16 protein-coding genes are annotated in these 18,175 nt (G+C 71.1%); 3 read left to right on the top strand and 13 right to left on the bottom strand.

The features are described 5' to 3' along the window. Window positions 1–173 precede the first annotated feature (173 nt). Together HGB44_RS25660 and HGB44_RS25655 are read right to left on the bottom strand one after the other, a co-directional pair. Window positions 174–800, bottom strand: coding sequence for a C40 family peptidase (locus HGB44_RS25660; protein WP_061082932.1), 627 nt, complete (start codon window positions 798–800; stop codon window positions 174–176). A gap of 229 nt (window positions 801–1,029) precedes the next feature. Beyond that, window positions 1,030–1,947, bottom strand: a complete 918-nt coding sequence (locus HGB44_RS25655) for an SGNH/GDSL hydrolase family protein (protein ID WP_061082931.1) — start codon at window positions 1,945–1,947, stop codon at window positions 1,030–1,032. Between the two features lie 171 nt (window positions 1,948–2,118). Here HGB44_RS25655 and radA point away from each other — a divergent pair, with 171 nt between their 5' ends. Beyond that, window positions 2,119–3,501: a DNA repair protein RadA gene (gene radA, locus HGB44_RS25650; RefSeq protein WP_061082930.1), complete on the top strand. Its 1,383-nt coding sequence runs from the start codon at window positions 2,119–2,121 to the stop codon at window positions 3,499–3,501. Between the two features lie 153 nt (window positions 3,502–3,654). Here the strand turns inward: radA and HGB44_RS25645 are convergent, their stop codons facing one another. The 3 genes from HGB44_RS25645 to HGB44_RS25635 form a co-directional block, all read right to left on the bottom strand. Continuing rightward, a complete protein-coding gene (locus HGB44_RS25645; RefSeq protein WP_061082929.1) occupies window positions 3,655–4,032 on the bottom strand; it encodes an SSI family serine proteinase inhibitor in 378 nt (125 codons plus the stop codon). A 169-nt stretch (window positions 4,033–4,201) separates the two neighbouring features. Next, the gene (locus HGB44_RS25640) at window positions 4,202–4,918 is read right to left on the bottom strand and encodes a histidine phosphatase family protein (RefSeq protein WP_061082928.1); all 717 of its coding nucleotides are present in this window, start codon (window positions 4,916–4,918) and stop codon (window positions 4,202–4,204) included. Between the two features lie 216 nt (window positions 4,919–5,134). Beyond that, window positions 5,135–5,833 carry a hypothetical protein gene (locus HGB44_RS25635; protein WP_231972507.1) on the bottom strand — a complete coding sequence of 233 codons (699 nt, stop codon included), beginning with the start codon at window positions 5,831–5,833 and terminating at the stop codon, window positions 5,135–5,137. A gap of 129 nt (window positions 5,834–5,962) precedes the next feature. Between HGB44_RS25635 and HGB44_RS25630 the strand changes: the two genes are divergently transcribed. Next, window positions 5,963–6,838 carry an HhH-GPD family protein gene (locus tag HGB44_RS25630; RefSeq protein WP_061081529.1) on the top strand — a complete coding sequence of 292 codons (876 nt, stop codon included), beginning with the start codon at window positions 5,963–5,965 and terminating at the stop codon, window positions 6,836–6,838. 126 nt (window positions 6,839–6,964) lie between these two features. Here HGB44_RS25630 and HGB44_RS25625 read toward each other — a convergent pair whose 3' ends face one another. From HGB44_RS25625 to lysX, 7 genes are all read right to left on the bottom strand, one after another. Next, window positions 6,965–7,681, bottom strand: a complete 717-nt coding sequence (locus HGB44_RS25625) for a DUF3105 domain-containing protein (protein ID WP_082768452.1) — start codon at window positions 7,679–7,681, stop codon at window positions 6,965–6,967. Between the two features lie 329 nt (window positions 7,682–8,010). After that, entirely contained in the window at window positions 8,011–10,521 is a 2,511-nt protein-coding gene (locus tag HGB44_RS25620; protein ID WP_082768453.1) for an ATP-dependent Clp protease ATP-binding subunit, read from the bottom strand. A gap of 829 nt (window positions 10,522–11,350) precedes the next feature. Beyond that, on the bottom strand, window positions 11,351–11,692 hold the full coding sequence (locus HGB44_RS25615) for a histone-like nucleoid-structuring protein Lsr2 (protein WP_061081530.1): 342 nt from the start codon (window positions 11,690–11,692) through the stop codon (window positions 11,351–11,353). Between the two features lie 216 nt (window positions 11,693–11,908). Continuing rightward, window positions 11,909–12,190, bottom strand: coding sequence for a hypothetical protein (locus HGB44_RS25610; protein WP_061081531.1), 282 nt, complete (start codon window positions 12,188–12,190; stop codon window positions 11,909–11,911). A 464-nt stretch (window positions 12,191–12,654) separates the two neighbouring features. Then, window positions 12,655–13,278 (bottom strand): amino-acid N-acetyltransferase, encoded by a 624-nt coding sequence (locus HGB44_RS25605; RefSeq protein ID WP_061081532.1) that lies wholly within the window; start codon window positions 13,276–13,278, stop codon window positions 12,655–12,657. Window positions 13,279–13,467: 189 nt separating this feature from the next. After that, window positions 13,468–13,791 carry a LuxR C-terminal-related transcriptional regulator gene (locus HGB44_RS25600; protein WP_061081566.1) on the bottom strand — a complete coding sequence of 108 codons (324 nt, stop codon included), beginning with the start codon at window positions 13,789–13,791 and terminating at the stop codon, window positions 13,468–13,470. Between the two features lie 704 nt (window positions 13,792–14,495). Beyond that, window positions 14,496–15,998 (bottom strand): bifunctional lysylphosphatidylglycerol synthetase/lysine--tRNA ligase LysX, encoded by a 1,503-nt coding sequence (gene lysX / locus HGB44_RS25595; protein WP_061081567.1) that lies wholly within the window; start codon window positions 15,996–15,998, stop codon window positions 14,496–14,498. Between the two features lie 194 nt (window positions 15,999–16,192). Between lysX and HGB44_RS25590 the strand changes: the two genes are divergently transcribed. Further along, window positions 16,193–17,206: a cation diffusion facilitator family transporter gene (locus HGB44_RS25590; RefSeq protein ID WP_061081568.1), complete on the top strand. Its 1,014-nt coding sequence runs from the start codon at window positions 16,193–16,195 to the stop codon at window positions 17,204–17,206. A gap of 140 nt (window positions 17,207–17,346) precedes the next feature. Here the strand turns inward: HGB44_RS25590 and HGB44_RS25580 are convergent, their stop codons facing one another. Further along, entirely contained in the window at window positions 17,347–18,129 is a 783-nt protein-coding gene (locus HGB44_RS25580; protein WP_061081533.1) for a type III pantothenate kinase, read from the bottom strand. Window positions 18,130–18,175 lie beyond the last annotated feature (46 nt).

Here is an 18,175-nt window from a genome sequence, read left to right as displayed (position 1 = left end):
TCGTGTCGCCCTCCGTGCCTGCCGCGTCGCCGACGGGTCCGTGTGCGGGACCACCCGGTCGTTTCGCGGTGGAGGCGGGGCACCTGGTGCAGGGGTGCCGCTCGGGGCTGGCCGGGTTCACTCCCCGGGGCGTGCGGGGCGGCCGTCAGCGCGCTGCGCGAGGCCTGCCCGTCTCACAGCCGTACGGCACCTGCGAGATCGTGTTTGTGGACGTCCCGCTCACGGACGTGGTCCCCCGAGTTCGGCGCGTCGATCATGCGCCCGTCGCCGAGGTAGATGGCGACGTGGTAGGCGTAGCCGCCGCTGTCGGCCCAGTACAGGATGTCCCCCCTGCGGGCGTCGGAGTAGGAGACCCGGGTTCCGGCGCCGACCTGGTCGTGGGCGACGCGGGGCAGTTCCACCCCGGCCTGCTTGTAGGCCCACTGCACGAGCCCCGAGCAGTCGAAGCCGTTCGGCCCGGTGCCTCCCCAGCGGTAGGGGGTGCCCTTCTTCGACTCCGCGGCGCTGATGGCGTCCTCCACCGTCGGCCTGGACAGGGACAGGTGGACGCGTCGCGGTTCGGCGGAGTCCTGCGCGGTGGCCGCGGCCTGCTGCGCCGGTCGCACCGGCTGCGGCGGCTGGAGCGGCTGGAGCGGCTGGGCGAGCGCGGGCGCCGTACCTGCGGTCAGGGCGGCCGCGGTGAGCGCGGCGACGGCGAGCGTGCGCCCGCCGCCCCGGCGCGGAGGAACGGGCGAGGCCTGCCGCCCCGGGTCCGTGGAACGACAGGCCTGCGTTTGCTCGTGGTGTCGCGGTATTCGCATGACGGTGGTTCTCCCGCTCTCGCTCGGAGCGCCGCGGCGCCCACGTCACTGTGACGCGGATCTCCCTGTCGCGACGCCCTCACCATTCGTCACACAGACCACGCAATATGTCACTCTCCGTAGCGCGAACAGCCGCCAAAGAGGGTAAAGAGTCCTTGACCTGCGGGGGACGAAAGCGGTCAGATCACCATCGAACGGACTCCCCTCCTCGGCGGCCGATCACCCTGGGCTACGCGGCGTCGTCCACGGGCACCGGCACCCCCAACTCCGCTCCCACGAAGTCGGCCGTGGCCTGCATGCCGAGGTAGTTCGGGTGCACCGGGGCCCCGTTCTCGGGGATCAGGCCCTCCACCCAGCGGGTGTCGGAGGACGTGCAGACGTCGTGGCCGCGCTCGAAGACGTCCACGAAGACCGCGCCCTGGGCCTCGGCCTCCTCGGCGATCATCGCGTTCAGCGCGGTCTGCGCCTGGTCCAGGAAGGGCACGTCGCCCCACGCGATGGGCGTGCTCGGCCAGCAGCCCCTGCTCTCGGGCAGGATCTGGAGGTAGCCCACGGCCAGCACCGTGGCGTCGGGGCTGCGCTCGGCGATGTCGGCGTAGACCTCCGCGACCTCCGGACGCAGGTCCTCGATGCGCTGGTCGAGCTCGTCGCCGTAGTGCTCGGCGCACGGGTCGCCCAGCGGGTTGCTCAGGCTCTGCTTGGCGCACTCCAGGAGCACCTCGGAGAAGCCGAAGTCGTTGCCCGCGATCCCGACCGTGACCAGGTCGGTCTCCGGCGTCAGGGCGTCGAACTGGGGCGGCGTGTCGTCGAACTGCGGCTCGTAGAGGTCGTTGACGACCGCCCCCGAACAGCTGGCGTCCGTGAAGTCGGTGATGCCCAGCCGCTCGGCGAGCATCGTGGGGTAGTTGTTGGAGGTGCGCAGGCAGCCCAGCAGCGGCATGCTGCTGCTGACCCTCTCCTCCCGGATGAGCGGACCGGCGACGAAGGAGTCGCCGAGGGAGACGTAGCTGTCGAAGGCGGGCGCCTGCGCGGTCTCGGCGGTGGCGGGCGCGGCGGCCAGGAGCACCGACCCCAGCGCGGCGGCGGCCACGGGGGCCAGGGCACGGCGCGGGGATCGGGACACGGCGGTGGCGGATGTACGGGGCACGCGGGTTTCCTCTCCATGGAGCGGGGGCGTTGGAGCTGTCGGACCCTAGGAATTCTTTAACACGCCCTACGGGAGAAGGCTCCTAACTCGTAGGTAACTTTCATGTGTCTCCGAAAGGTCCCTTTACTCCTTCCGGCGGGGTTGTCCCAGGGAGCCGCTAGCGTTGCCACCATGGCGAAGGCAGCGAAGACCACGTTCCGGTGCGCCGAGTGCGGATGGAGCACCCTCAAGTGGGTGGGCCGCTGCGGCGAGTGCCAGGCCTGGGGCACGGTCGAGGAGGCCGGCGCCCCCGCGCCCTCCGCCGTCGCGCCCGCGCCCGTCACCTCCCGGGCCCGGCCCATCACCGAGATCAGCGTGGAGAGCGCCGAGGCAGTCCCCACCGGCGTCGACGAGCTCGACCGGGTGCTGGGCGGCGGCGCGGTCCCGGGCGGCGTGGTGCTGCTCGCCGGCGAGCCCGGCGTGGGCAAGTCCACCCTCCTGCTGGAGGTCGCCGCGATGCGCGCGGCCGAGGGCCCCGTGCTGTACGTGACCGGGGAGGAGTCGGCCGGGCAGGTGCGGCTGCGCGCCGAGCGGCTCGGCGCGCTCTCCGACAAGCTCTACCTGGCCGCCGAGACCTCCATCGCCTCCCTGGCCAGCCACGTGGACGCGGTCGGCCCACGGCTGCTCATCGTGGACTCGGTGCAGACCATGGTCTCCCCCGACACCACCGGCGTCCCGGGCGGCGTCACCCAGATCCGGCAGGTGACCGGCGCGCTGATCCAGATCGCCAAGGAGCGCGGGATCGCCACCGTGCTGGTCGGCCACGTCACCAAGGACGGGTCCATCGCCGGTCCGCGGATGCTGGAGCACCTGGTGGACGTGGTGCTGCACTTCGAGGGCGAGCGCCACTCCCAGCTGCGGCTGCTGCGCGCGGTCAAGAACCGCTACGGGCCCACCGACGAGATCGGCTGCTTCGAGCTGACCGAGTCCGGCATCGTCGGTCTGCCCGACCCGAGCGGACTGTTCCTCACCGAGCGCACCGACCCGGTGCCGGGCACGTGCGTCACCGTCGCCCTGGAGGGACGGCGACCGCTCATCACCGAGGTCCAGGCCCTGGTCGCGCCGACCCCGCTGCCCGCGCCGCGCCGGGCCACCTCGGGCCTGGACACCTCGCGGGTGAACATGATCCTGGCCGTGCTGGAGAAGCGCACGGGCATGAAGCTGGCCAACATGGACGTGTACGCCTCCACGGTGGGCGGCGTGAAGCTGACCGAGCCCGCCGTGGACCTGGCGCTGGCCATGGCCGCGGCCAGCTCCAACAACGACGTCGCGCTGCCCGTCGGCTTCATCGCGATCGGCGAGGTGGGCCTGGCGGGCGACGTGCGCACCGTGAGCGGCGTGCGGCGCCGGGTGTCGGAGGCGCAGCGGCTCGGCTTCACCGAGGCGGTCGTGCCCAAGCACTTCGGCGACCCGATCCCGGGCATCCGCGTCCACGAGGTGGAGGAGCTGAGCGAGGCCCTGAGCCGGGTGGCCCGGCGGTCCCGGCGGGCCCGCGCCCCCCGGGACGAGGACTGAGCGCCGGCGCGCCCGCTTCGCCGTGACCTCGTACCCGTGGCGCGGTTCGTTGCGACGGACACGAGAAACCACCGCGCCGACACCGGCCATGAGCACGGGACCACCACGGTCCAGGGGCCTCGCGCCGCACCGGCGGCGCTCCCGGCCAGCGCGTCAGAAGTCGAAGACCGCGCCCTTCTCACTCGTGAGCACGCACTCGTTGGAGAACTCCTCCCGGTAGTCCTCGGTGCCGTAGGCCACGGCGACCACCGGGTCGTAGACGAACGGGCAGGCCTGCTCCTCGCCCCTGACCCCCGCGATCGAACCGGCCTCGGCGATGGCCTCGCAGGCCTCCTCGGCTCTGGGATGCGTGCCCGCGGCGACGGGGGCGCACACCAGCGTGGCCTCCCGCGTCTCGGCGTCGGTGAGGCCGTGGACGCGCAGGATGTAGCCGTTGTCGCCGGGCCGCGCCTCCTCGGCGGCGTGCGCGGGCGCGGCGAGCGCCAGGGCGAGGACGGGAGCGGCGGCCAGGGCCGGGACGATGCGATTCACGACAGCCTCCAGGGACGTGCGGGTTCCAGACAGCACGGATGGTAATCGAACCATTACGTGAAGCTGCCGCTTTTCCGCGAGGTCGCCGGAATTTCCCCGCCCAGGGGTTCCGGCCAGGCCCGATTCCCGGGCGAAAAGCAAGGAAATCGGGGTTATGTCGGAATCCCCGTCACCCCCGCGCCGACACTTCCGCCAGGTGCCCCACGACTCCGTAGCCGTCGGGGCGCAGGTCTCCCCCGGCGTCGGCCGTCCAGCGGCTGACCGAGGCCGCCGCCGCGGGCTCCTCCCTGCTCACCCGCCACACCTCGGCCTCCTCCAGGCCCTCCAGGATCCCCCGGAGCAGGACCACGACCGGCTCGTGGGCGAACAGCAGCACACGCTCTCCCGGGTACTCCGCGCACAGGTCGCGCAGGAACGAGCGCAGCCGCAGCAGGACGTCTGCCAGGGACTCACCGCGCTCGGGGCGGTGGTGCATCCGGTCGGCCAGGCGCCGGGGCGCCTCGCCGGGGTCGTACTCGTCGACCATGGCCGGGGTCATGAACGTGAAGGGGCCGCCGTCGTGGTCGCGCAGCCGCTCGTCCGGGTGCACGGGCAGGTCCAGCCCGGCCGCCTCCAGAGCCAGTCCGGCGGTGCGGCGGGCGCGCAGGTAGGTGGAGGAGAACACGACGCCGGGCCGCCGGCCGCCGGGCAGGGAGGCCAGCCAGCCCGCGCCCACGGCGCGGGCCTGGCGCTCGCCCAGCGGGGTGAGGTCCACGTCGGCGTTGCGCGCGGGCAGGTCCGCCGCGTCCAGGCGCCCGCCGTCGCGTGCGGCGGCGGCCAGGGCGGCGTTGAACGCGCTCTGCCCGTGGCGGACGACCGTCAGTTCCGCCGGTCCGCGGTAGCGCATCGTCGCGTCCTCCTCCGTGTCGGCCCATGGGGGGCGGTGGGGACTCCTCGGGGGCGAGTGCGGGCACTCCCGGAGGAGCGCCCGCTTGGGAGCGCTCCCAACCGCAGGAAGAGTATCCCCGAACTCCGGTGGCGTAAAGGGGCTCCCCGCGCCGCGGAACCGTCGGCGCGGGGGCGGGGGGTCGTGCGGCCCCCCGCCCCCGTGCCATGCGGCGGCTCAGGCCTTGAGCTGGAACGGCAGCTCGGGCTGGTCCCCGGCGTAGTCCCCGTGCAGGTTGGCCCGGTACCAGCCGGGCTGGGCCGAGGCGTCGGTGCCGCGGCAGTCCTCGAAGGAGCGCAGCCGCTCCCAGGTGAACGTGTACTCGTGCGGGACGCCCCTGCTGATCTGGTGCTTCTCCGCGCTCTCGTTCTCCGCGCAGTCGGCGGTGGAGAAGATCCGGTCGTCGCCCGAGTGGATGCGGATCTCCATGGCCTCGCCGCCCACGTCCACGGTGCAGGTCTGCTCGGCGGTGTTGACCACGGTGATCCTGAAGCCCGGGTCGGCGCCGGCGCCGTAGACCTCCTGGCCCTCCTCCGCGTACTCGAAGGTCACCACGACGTCCTGCGGGCGGCAGAGGTCCTCGGGGCGCTCCGGGGCGGGCACCTCGCCGTCCTCCCCGCCCCCGGCGGAGTCGCCGTCACCGGCCGCGGCGCCGTCGGAGTCCTCAGCGTCCCCGGAGGGATCGGCGCTCTCCCGCGCCCCCTCGGAGGGATCGTCCCCGGGCTCCTCGCTCGCGTCCGCGGAGGGCTCGGCGGGTGAGACACTGGGAGAGGCCTCGATACCCGCGTCCGAGCGGGTCGGCTCGCCGCTCCCGTCGCCGGAGGGGCGGCAGGCGTACGCGATGAGCGCGAGCACCAGCAGGGCCCCGGCCAGCACGAAGGCACGCCGCTTCCAGTAGGTCTCGCGACTGACGGCTCCTGGTTGTCCGGTACTTGACGCCATGCGCCGTAGTATTGCGGTTTTGCGTGTACCTCACCTACTCAACCCGCCGATTCCCAGTTAAAGATGAGCGATAACCCTTACAGCACCCCGGTTCTGGCGTGGTACGAGAGCCATGCCCGCGACCTTCCCTGGCGTCGGCCCGACGCCTCCCCGTGGTCGGTCCTGGTCAGTGAGATCATGCTCCAGCAGACGCCCGTGGTGCGCGTCCTGCCCGCCTGGCGCGCCTGGATGGAGCGCTGGCCCACCCCGGCCGACCTGGCCCGGGAGCCCTCCGGGGAGGCGGTGCGCATGTGGAACCGGCTCGGCTACCCGCGCCGGGCGCTGCGCCTGCACGCGTGCGCGGTGGCGATCACCGGGGAGCACGGCGGGCGGGTCCCCGACGACCACGCCACCCTGCTGTCCCTGCCGGGCGTCGGCGCCTACACCGCCGCGGCGGTGGCGAGCTTCGCCTTCGGTCAGCGGCACGCCATTCTGGACACGAATGTTCGACGTGTCCTGGCGAGAGCCGAAACCGGGGTCCAGTACCCGCCGAAAACACAGACGAAGGCGGAGACCGCCCTCGCCGAGTCCCTGCTGCCGTCCGCGCCCTCGGTGGCCGCACGCTGGGGCGTGGCCGTCATGGAGCTGGGCGCGCTGGTGTGCACCGCGCGCACGCCCGCGTGCGCGGACTGCCCGATCGCCCACCAGTGCGCCTGGCGGCTCGCGGGCAAGCCCGCCTACGACGGCCCGCCCCGGCGCGGCCAGACCTACGCGGGCACCGACCGGCAGGTGCGCGGACGGCTGCTGGCGGTGCTGCGCGACTCCGCCCACCCGGTGTCCAAGGGCGCGCTGGACGTCGTCTGGGACGACAGTGTCCAGCGCGAGCGGGCCCTGGACGCATTGGTCTCCGACGGTCTGGTGGACCCCCTGGACGACGGCCGGTACGCCCTGCCGGGCTGAGCACGCCCCGGCCCGGGGAAGCCGGTCGGCGCGCGGCGTCCCGGACTGGTACCGCCCCCGGTCAGCGGCCGGGAGGCGGACGCGCCCCGGCCCGGCGCCGTCCCCGGACGGCGCGCCAGGGGTGCCTCAGGTCCGCGGGACGGAGTACCGCGCCGCGGCGGTCCCGGTCTCCCCCGCGGGGTCGGCCTCGGTGCCGGAGTGGCCGTCGCTGCACGGCGCGCCCGGCTCCGGGGTGTTCTCGCCCTGGACGAACTCGACGAGGTACTCCGCCAGGCGCGGGTCCTCGGGGTCCTCCAGGAGGATCTGGGAGCCCCAGGCCGACGCCACCACGGGGGCGGGCAGGCCCTCCACGGGGCTGACCACCAGGTAGTCGCCGGGCGAGTAGTACCCGGCCAGGGTCTGGACCTGGGCCTGGGAGAGTCCGGGATCGTAGGCGATCCACACGGCGCCGTGTTCCTGGGCGTGCACGACGTACTCCGAGCGCAGGGGCTGGTCGTAGACGCCGCAGTTCTGCCAGATCGGGTAGTGCGCTCCGCCCGCGGGCGGGAACATCTCGTAGTCGACGGTCTCGCCCTCGTCCACGTGTTCGCTGGACAGGCCCTCGTAGTACCGCACCTCACCGACGCCCTCCGCGGAGGCGCCGCCGCCGCCGGAGAACAGCGACACAGCGGCGATCCCGCCGCCCGCCATGAGGACGACGACCAGGACGACGGCCCCGATGATCAGGCCGGTCCCGCCCTTCTTGCGCGGCTGGGGCTGGTTCGGGTACGGACCGTAGGGGCCCTGGGGGCCGTGAGGACCCTGGGGACCGGGCGGGCCCCCGTGGGGTCCCTGCGGCCCCATGGGCGGCGCTCCGGCCGGAGGGAACTGCCCCGGGGGAGGCGGACCGCCGACCGGGGAAGGGCCGCCGGGCGGGACCGCGCCGCGCTGCCCCGGGGGCGCCTCACCCGGCCGGGGACCGTGGGGAGCGGGTCCGGGCTGCGGCTGCCGCGCCTGCCACGGATCGTGCTGTCGGGGATCTGGATGCGTCACGTTCGCACCTTAGAACATGTCCGGCGAACACACACCCCGCTGCGCGACGGGCGGCGTCAGCCGGACACGCCCCGGCCTCCCCACGACGAAGGGGGCACCCCCGAAGGGGTGCCCCCGATGCCGGGTGCGGCCGGGCCGCGCTACTCCCGCTTGCCCGCGGCCGACTCCTCGACCTCGGGCGTGTCCGGCACCGCGGCCGGCTTGGGCACGCCCTTGAAGGTGAACTTGGCGTCCGTGCCCTCGCCCTCGGCGTCGATCACCACGATCTGACCCGCCTTGAGGTCACCGAACAGGATCTTCTCGGACAGCTGGTCCTCGATCTCCCGCTGGATCGTCCGGCGCAGCGGACGGGCGCCCAGCACCGGGTCGAACCCGCGCTCGGACAGGACCTTCTTGGCCTGGGGACGCAGCTCGATCCCCATGTCCCGCTCCTTGAGACGACCGTCCAGGTTCGTGATCATCAGATCCACGATCTGGAAGATCTCCTTCTCGGTCAGCTGGTGGAAGACGATGATGTCGTCCACACGGTTGAGGAACTCGGGCCGGAAGTTGGTCTTGAGCTCCTCGCTGACCTTGGCCTTCATCCGCTCGTAGTTGGTCTGGGCGTCGTCCTCCTTGGCGAAGCCCATGGCCTGGCCCTTGGAGATGTCCCGGGTGCCCAGGTTGGTCGTCATGATGATGACCGTGTTCTTGAAGTCGACGATGCGACCCTGGGCGTCGGTGAGACGTCCCTCCTCCAGCACCTGGAGCAGCGAGTTGAAGATGTCGTTGTGGGCCTTCTCGATCTCGTCGAAGAGCACCACGGAGAACGGCTTGCGGCGCACCTTCTCGGTGAGCTGGCCGCCCTCCTCGTAGCCCACGTACCCGGGCGGGGAGCCGAACAGCCGCGAGACGGTGTGCTTCTCCATGAACTCGGACATGTCCAGCTGGATCAGCGCGTCCTCGTCCCCGAACAGGAACTCGGCCAGCGTCTTGGACAGCTCGGTCTTACCCACACCGGACGGACCGGCGAAGATGAACGAACCACCCGGGCGCTTGGGGTCCTTGAGCCCGGCGCGGGTACGGCGGATCGCCTGGGAGAGCGCCTTGATGGCGTCCTCCTGGCCGATGACGCGCCGGTGCAGCTCGTCCTCCATGCGCAGCAGCCGGGAGGACTCCTCCTCGGTGAGCTTGAAGACCGGGATGCCGGTGGAGGCGGCCAGGACCTCGGCGATGAGCTCCTCGTCCACCTCGGCCACGACGTCCATGTCGCCGGCCTTCCACTCCTTCTCCCGCTGCGCCTTCTTGCCCAGGAGCTGCTTCTCGTCGTCGCGCAGCGACGCCGCCTTCTCGAAGTCCTGCGCGTCGATCGCGGACTCCTTGTCGCGGCGCACGCCGGCGATCTTCTCGTCGAACTCGCGCAGGTCCGGCGGAGCGGTCATCCTGCGGATGCGCATCCGCGAGCCCGCCTCGTCGATGAGGTCGATCGCCTTGTCCGGCAGGAACCGGTCGCTGATGTAGCGGTCGGCCAGCTGCGCGGCGGCCACCAGCGCGCTGTCGGTGATGGAGACCCGGTGGTGGGCCTCGTAGCGGTCGCGCAGGCCCTTGAGGATCTCGATGGCGTGCTTGATGGTCGGCTCGTCCACCTGGATGGGCTGGAAGCGGCGCTCCAGCGCGGCGTCCTTCTCCAGGTACTTGCGGTACTCGTCCAGCGTGGTCGCGCCGATGGTCTGGAGCTCACCCCGGGCCAGCATGGGCTTGAGGATGGAGGCGGCGTCTATGGCACCCTCCGCCGCGCCCGCTCCGACCAGCGTGTGCAGCTCGTCGATGAACAGGATGATGTCGCCGCGGGTGCGGATCTCCTTGAGCACCTTCTTGAGGCGCTCCTCGAAGTCACCGCGGTAGCGGCTGCCCGCGACCAGCGCGCCCAGGTCCAGCGTGTACAGCTGCTTGTCCTTGAGCGTCTCGGGGATCTCCCCCTTGACGATCTTCTGGGCCAGGCCCTCGACCACGGCCGTCTTGCCGACGCCGGGCTCACCGATCAGGACCGGGTTGTTCTTGGTCCTGCGGGACAGGACCTGCATGACGCGCTCGATCTCCTTGTCCCTGCCGATGACCGGGTCGAGCTTGCTCTCCCGGGCGGCCTGGGTCAGGTTGCGACCGAACTGGTCCAGCACCAGCGAGGTGGAGGGGGTGGACTCCGACGAGGCGCCGGTGGCCTGCGGCTCCTTGCCCTGGTAGCCGTGCAGCAGCTGGATGACCTGCTGGCGCACGCGGTTGAGGTCCGCGCCCAGCTTGACCAGGACCTGGGCGGCCACGCCCTCGCCCTCGCGGATCAGGCCCAGCAGTATGTGCTCGGTACCGATGTAGTTGTGGCCCAGCTGAAGCGCCTCGCGCAGCGACAGCTCCAGGACCTTCTTGGCCCGCGGGGTGAACGGGATGTGCCCCGACGGCGCCTGCTGCCCCTGGCCGATGATCTCCTCAACCTGCTGCCGAACCGCTTCGAGGCTGATACCAAGGCTCTCCAGAGCCTTGGCGGCGACGCCCTCACCCTCGTGGATGAGGCCGAGCAGGATGTGCTCCGTACCGATGTAGTTGTGGTTGAGCATCCTGGCCTCTTCCTGGGCCAGAACCACCACTCGCCGCGCGCGGTCGGTAAACCTCTCGAACATGTCTCGTCGCTCCTCTACAGAGCGGTCAGGCAGGGACGGTTCACTCCGACCCAACTCTTCCGCATATCGGCCCCACAGGGATGAACCGCCCCGGGGAGCGCTGTCGCACCCGTCCGAACGGTCGACCGGCTGCCGACCAGACGTAGGCCTCCGTACGGTCGGCCGCAGCCGTCCGTGCCAGAGACTTTCCCCGACGATAGGGCGTTCACCCAACATCCAACTACCAATTGCGGCGTCAGATTTCCCTGTACGCCGAAGGCGAACGGCCCGGGCTCTCCCTGTGTCACAGGAGTGCCCGGACCGCGCACGTGTAAGCGTTATCGGCTCTGAGCGAACAAGCCGCGTGTTGTTGTTCCGACCGGACCGTTCGGGCGGGGAAAGCGGAGAATACGCGCCGTCGACCGGAGCGGGGAGGGATGGGGCTCGGGTCCCGCGACCGGGGTCGCGGGACCGGAAGCGAGTGCCTTTCCCCGGAACCGGGAGGTCGTGTGCGGTCCCGTCGTGCGCGGGCGGTCGCGCGCGGACACGGCGTCGCGGCGCTCCGGCGGACCGGCCCGACCCGCCTCGCCGTCCGGCCCAACCCGTGGGTGTGGCGGCGGAGGCCTGGAGCCGCGGGGCCGGAGGACCGCTGTCATCGGCGCGGAGCCCTGTCCGGTGCTCCGTACCGCCCGAAGGGCCCGGCGGGCCCGGCGTATCCCCTGGCATCCCGTGTCACTGGGCCGCTCCGCGGCCCGGGATGGTCGGGTTCGGGTGTCTCCCCCCGGCAGGTACCGACCGTAATTCGATCAAGACCTGACAACATTTCGGCGAACCGGGGTCGGCGGCAAACCTAGCCCTTGATGGCCTCATATTCGGCGACGATCGCCGCGGGGATACGGCCGCGCTCATTGACGGGCTTGCCCGCGGCCTTCGCCCAGGCGCGAATCTCGGCGCTGCGCTCACGGCTGGGAGCATTCCGGCTGCCGGGACGGCGGCCCGCGCTGCGGGACGCCTTGGCCGGAGCCTTGCGGGCGGCGTCGACGAACGGAGTAAGGGCCTCGCGGAGCTTGGCCGCATTACCCGCGCTGAGGTCGATTTCGTACACGGAGCCGTCCAGACCGAACGTCACCGTCTCCTCGGCCTCGCCGCCGTCGAGGTCGTCGACCAGGAAAACCTGGACCTTCTGTGCCATGGAATCAAACCTTTCAGAAGAGCGGTGTCTCCACACCTGAATGTAAAGCTATCTCGCGAGAACGCGGAAGACAATTCCCGGCGTGCCTGAAATCACCCGGACACCGTCTCGGGTTTCGGGGGTCGCCGCAGGCGCGCGGGATCGGCGAGATGGCCCGCGCACGCGCGTGGCCGGTTCGCCGCACCCCGGAGGGCGCGTGATCGGTCGAGTACCGTATCAACGACCGTCGGATTCGGTGCGTTCCCCACCCTGGACAATCGGCGTCGTGTTCGCGGCACCCGGCTCTGCGGTCCCGGAACCCTCCCTGACCTCACCCGCACCCTCGGCGGCCCCGTCCTTGCTGACCAGGCTTCCGTCCATCCGGCGGGGCGCCATCTCCTTGCGCAGCAGCTGGACGACGAAGGTGCAGAAGACGGCACCGACGACCACCGGTGGGATGAGCGCCGACAATACGTCGATCAGTCCAGGGGGAAGCACCGACGACAAAAAGTTCCCCATCGAAGCCGTCCACCCTTCCTGGTTGTTACTTATTGCAGCAAATACCCGACTCCGTGTCGGCTGCTCCTGGGGGATGGCTCGCCAGGCACCCGGGCAAACGCATACCGGACATCATAGACATCGTTTGCCCCCGGTTTGACACCGGACGTACCCGAGACACCTCCGGCAAACCCGATGAGGGGTCAATGTCCGACCGTGCGTTCGGCGTCCTGGTGTGTCCGCGGGGGAACACCGTGCCCACCGGTGTCAAATCCCGACCCTTCGCCACCGCTCCGCGGAACTTCCTTCAACGTGTGGTCGGGACTCTACCCCCGGGGTACACATTACCCGCCCCCTTCCCCGGCCCCGCCATCCGGTTGTGCATAAGCTGCGCGGACGCGGGGAGGACGCGGTGTTGGCCCGGCTGCGGCCCGTATGGGGAACTTGGTCCCGAGTGAGCGCGAAAACCTTTAGGTCCGGGCGGTTCACGTTGCCGCGTCGAGGTGCACAAGCATGCGGGTGTTCCCAAGGGTGTTGGGCTTAACCCGCTCCAAGTCGAGAAATTCGGCGACGCCCTCGTCATAGGAACGCAGGAGTTCCTCGTACACGCGGGAGGAGACGGGTGTGCCCTGGATGCGGGCAAAGCCGTGTTTGGCGAAGAAACCGGTCTCGAATGTCAGGCAGAACACACGGCGCACGCCCAACTCCCGAGCGGTGTCGAGCAGCGCGGACACGATCCGGTGGCCGACGCCGAACCCGCGCAGGGCGGGGTCGACGGCGACGGTGCGCACCTCCGCCAGGTCCTCCCAGAGCACGTGCAGAGCGCCGCAGCCCACCACGCGGTACTCGGTCCCGGCGGCGGGGGGCTCGGCGCGGTCCGCTCCGGGCGCGGGGACGCCGGGCGGGGGCGCGGCGGACGGGGAGGCGGGGTCCGGGGAGTCGGGTGCCACCTCGGCCTCGGCCACCCAGAACTCCTGGACGTCCTCGTAGAGGTTGACGGTGCTCTTGGAGAGCACGCGCCGGTCGACGGTGTAGGTGTCGACGAGGCGTCGGACGGCGGCGACGTCGCGCGTCCTGGCGCGGCGCACGTGAACATGGCGAACGGGCATAGCCGGACCAGACTACGCCCGGACCCCGCGTCCGGCGGACGCGCGCGGTCCGAAAACGCGTCGGCACCCACCGGTGTTCCGGTGGGTGCCGTGGTGGGTGCCGCGCCCACCGGATCGCTCTTTCTCCGGTGGGCGCCTTCTCCGGAGGACGCCCGCGCCGCGCGACCGCGGCTCCGTTCCGCGGACGGCTCAGATGAGCTGGCGCCGCGCGGCCCAGACGACCGCCTCGATGGGTGTGTTCACGCCGAGCACGTCGCAGATGTTGCGGATACGGCGGCGCAGGGTGCGCGCGCTGAGTTCGAGGTGCCGGGCCGCCACCTCCGTGGTGACTCCGGTGGCGATCTCGGCGAGCAGTTCGAGCTCCTCGTGGTTCAGTTCCACCGGCGCGTAGGGGCTGCTCACAGCCGTCTCGCGCGGGCGGGCCTGCAAGGGGACCACGTTCTCCCGGCGCTCCCTCGTCTGAAGGGTGCCCTCGTCATCAGCGGTACGTCGTACGAGTGTGGCCTGTTCCACTCCGTCCTCCCTCATCATGTGAGTGCGGAACATCGACTCGTCACCTGGTGGACGCGAGCGCGCCGGACACGGGTCTCCCCCTGCTCCGGCGCGACGGACACCCCCGGGCGCACCGCTGTCCCCCACGTATCCCTCTGGCACAGGGACTGGGGGCGGGCGCACGGACGTCGCAGGGGCCGGTTCGCTGGAGGCTGGGACGGACAGACTCCACCGAGGGCGCACATGCGCGCGGGGGGCGCGGGCCGCGTCCGGCGGCCCCTCTCCCCGCTTACCGTCGTTCTCGATCCACTTCGGCAAACTCCACGGGTCTCGACCCGCTCACAGCACGCTAGGCCGCAGAGATGGTACCGTCAAGACCCGATAAATCACCATGTGTAGTTATGGCGAGCCCTTCCGTGACAAAGTAATGGAAGGGAAAATACGCTGACTACATTGACCTGCGTAAACAATGTTGAGCGGAGAGTGGTCGACTTCTCCCCGCCTCGGTCGGCAAAAAACTTCGGAACTGTCCGGTGGGACACGCGCCCGTGGCCGCCGGTTCGCCCGGCCTGTCCGGCCGGGAGGACGGAACCCGTGGTGCCGCCCCTGTCCCGAGGGAGGGGACGGGGCCGCCACACCGCGTGCGCGACGACCCCGCTCCACCTTTCGGTCATCCGACCGACGCCGTTATATCCCCGGTAAATCCGGGCTCATGGTGCTCCGGCTCAATCCCCGGAAGGCTTCACGAGCGGGAAAAGGACAGTTTCCCGGATGTTCTTTCCGGTGAAGGCCATGAGCAGGCGGTCGATACCGACGCCCACACCGCCGGTCGGCGGCATTCCGTACTCCAGGGCCCGCAGGAAGTCCTCGTCCAGCTGCATCGCCTCGGGGTCGCCCTCCGCGGCCATCAGCGACTGCCGGGTGAGGCGCTCGCGCTGCTCGACCGGGTCGACCAGCTCCGAGTAGCCCGTGCCCATCTCCATGCCGAACCCGATGAGGTCCCACTTCTCGGTGAGCAGCGGGTCCTCGCGGTGCTGCCGGGTGAGCGGGCTGGTCTCCACCGGGAAGTCGCGCACGAAGGTGGGCTGGACGAGCGTGTGCTCCACCAGCTCCTCGAAGAGGTGCTCGACGAGCTTGCCCTGCCCCCAGGAGGGGTCGTACTCCACTCCCCTGGAGTCGGCCAGGCGGCGGACCTCGTCGATCGGCGTGCGCGGGTCGACCCCGGCGCCCAGCGCCTCGGACACCGCCCCGTACAGGGTGACCTGCGGCCACTCCCCGCCCAGGTCGTAGGTCCGCCCGTCCCGCTCGACCACCGTCGAGCCGAACACGGCGCGCGCCGCCTCCTGGATGAGCTCGCGGGTCAGGTCGGCCATGACGTTGTAGTCGGCGTAGGCCTGGTAGAACTCCAGCATCGTGAACTCGGGGTTGTGCGTGGAGTCCGCGCCCTCGTTGCGGAAGTTCCGGTTGACCTCGAAGACCTTCTCCAGGCCGCCCACGACCAGCCGCTTGAGGGACAGCTCGGGGGCGATGCGCAGGTACAGGTCCATGTCGTAGGCGTTGATGTGGGTGGTGAACGGGCGCGCCGTGGCGCCGCCGTGCACCCGCATCAGCATGGGCGTCTCGACCTCGACGAAGTCGCGGGAGGCGAGCCCCTCCCGGATCGCGCGGATGGCGGCCGAGCGGCGGCGCACCATCTGCTGGGACTCGGGGTTGACGATGAGGTCGACGTAGCGCTGGCGCACCCGGGCCTCGGGGTCGGTCAGGCCCTTGTGCTTCTCCGGGAGCGGACGCAGGCACTTGGCGGTCAGCGTCCAACCGGTCACCAGGATCGACAGCTCGCCGCGGCGGGAGGTGATGACCTCGCCCTCCACGCCCACGTGGTCGCCGAGGTCGACGTCGGCCTTCCAGGCGTCCAGGCGCTCCTGGCCCACCTGGTCCAGGGACAGCATGATCTGGATGTCGCCGGTCTCGTCGCGCAGGGTGGCGAAGCACAGCTTGCCGCCGGTGCGGTAGAGCATGACGCGTCCGGCGACGGAGACCTCCGCACCCGTGCGGGTGTCCGGTTCCAGTCCCTGGTGTTTGTCGCGCACGGCCCCGATCGACGTGGACCGCGGGAAGGTCACGGGGAAGGGGTCGGTGCCCTCCTCCCGCAGCCGGTCCAGCTTCTGGCGCCGGACCCGCATCTGTTCGGGCAGGTCGTCGTAGGTGTCGTCGTGCGCGTCATTCACGCGCACGATCCTACCGGCGACCGCGGTCCGGCCCGACCGGTCGGCGTCCGCGGGCGGGCGGCCCGCGCCGTCGGTCGCGGCCCGCCCGGGAAGAGGCGCGGCGGGCGCCGACGTGGCACGGATCACTAGTATTGCGCTGCCCTGCCCCGCGCTTCGCAGCCGAGAACAGTACCTACCGAGAGATGGACCCACTGGTGAGTGTTGAGGGAAGCACGAGAGCCGTCGTCACGGCGCTGTGCGCGAATCTGGGAATCGCCGCGACGAAGTTCGTGGCCTACCTCCTGACCGGCTCGTCGTCGATGATGGCCGAGTCCATCCACTCGGTCGCCGACTCCAGCAACCAGGCGCTGCTTCTCATCGGCGGCAAACGGGCCCGCCGGGGGGCCACCGAGGAGCACCCCTTCGGCTACGGCCGCGAGCGCTACGTGTACGCGTTCATGGTGGCGATCGTGCTGTTCAGCCTGGGCGGCCTGTTCGCGCTCTACGAGGCCTGGCACAAGATCTCCCACCCCGAGCCGATCACGTCCTGGCAGTGGGTCCCCGTGGCCGTGCTGCTGGTGGCGCTCGTCCTGGAGTCGTTCGCCATGCGCACGGCGGTCAAGGAGTCCAACGCGGTCCGGGGCAAGGCGACCTGGGTGCAGTTCGTCCGCCGCTCCAAGGCCCCCGAACTGCCGGTGATCCTGCTGGAGGACGCGGGCGCGCTGCTGGGCCTGGTGTTCGCCCTGGTCGGCGTCAGCCTGACCCTGATCACGGGCAACGGCCTGTGGGACGGCCTGGGCACCGCCGCCATCGGCCTTCTGCTGGTGGCCATCGCGATCGTGCTGGCCGTCGAGGTCAAGAGCCTGCTCATCGGCGAGTCCGCCACGAGCGAGAACGTGCGGGCCATCCGCCGGGCCATCGAGTCGGTCGAGGACATCGACCGCCTGATCCACATGCGCACCCAGCACGTGGGCCCCGAGGAGCTGCTGGTGGCCGCCAAGGTGGCCGTGGACGCGCACGACGACGCGGGCCGGATCACGCGGGCGATCGACGAGGCCGAGGAGCGCATCCGGACGGCGGTGCCCATCGCCACGCTGGTCTACATCGAGCCGGACCTGTTCCGGAGCGGGGCCTCTCCCGGGGCGTCCCCCGGCACCGTCTCCTCGGGCCGAACCGGGGGTGGTGCGGCGGCCGGGGCCGTCCGCCGCACCACCACGGAGGCGAACTGACGCGGTCCTCGTGCACCGCGACCGCGACTTCGACCACCTCGCCGAGGTGCTCCCCCTGCTGCGCGTGCAGCGGCACGCCCAGGACCGAACCAGCCGGGGCGCAAGGGCCTCCTCCCGCTCCCCCCCGCCCCGGGGCCGGATCAGCCGACGTTGCGCTCGTAGACCAGGCGCAGGCCGATGAGGGTCAGCCACGGCTCGTGCAGGTCGACCGTCTCGCACTCGGCCACCACGATGGAGGCGAGCCCCCCGGTGGCCACCACGGTCACGTCGTCGGGCGCGTCGGTGAGCTCGGCGACCATGCGGTCCACGATCCCGTCCACCTGGCCCGCGAACCCGAACACGATGCCCGAGCGCAACGCCTCGGTGGTGTTCTTGGCGATGGCCGAGCGCGGCTTGACGATCTCCACCATGTGCAGCTGGGCGCCGCGCCGGGACAGGGCGTCCACGGAGATGTCGATGCCCGGGGCGATGGCTCCGCCCACGTACTCCCCGCGGGCGCTGACCGCGTCGAAGGTCGTCGCGGTCCCGAAGTCCACCACCACCGCGGGGCCGCCGTAGAGGTGGTTGGCGGCCAGCGCGTTGATGATCCGGTCGCTGCCCACCTCCTTGGGGTTGTCCATCCGGATCGGCACCCCGGTCTTGACGCCGGGCTCGACGATCACGGCCGGGACGTCCCCGAAGTGGCGGCGGAACATGTCCCGCATCTCGTGCTGCACCGACGGGACCGAGCAGCACATGGCGATCCCGTCGATGTCCTCGGGGCGGCCCAGGCTGCTGCCGTCGACGAGCCCCCGCAGGACCACGGCCCACTCGTCGGCCGTGCGCCTGGTGTCGGTTCCCACCCTCCAGTGTTCGAGAAGGTCGTCGGATGCGAAGAGACCGAAGACCGTCTCGGAGTTGCCGACGTCGATCGCGAGCAGCATGCTGGGGGCCTCATCTGTGGTCGAAGTGGTGTGTTCTCAAGGAATC

It is taken from the genome of Nocardiopsis alborubida, from assembly GCF_012396365.1.
Classification (GTDB): Bacteria; Actinomycetota; Actinomycetes; order Streptosporangiales; family Streptosporangiaceae; genus Nocardiopsis; species Nocardiopsis alborubida.
This window is presented reverse-complemented; position numbering and strand designations above follow the sequence as displayed.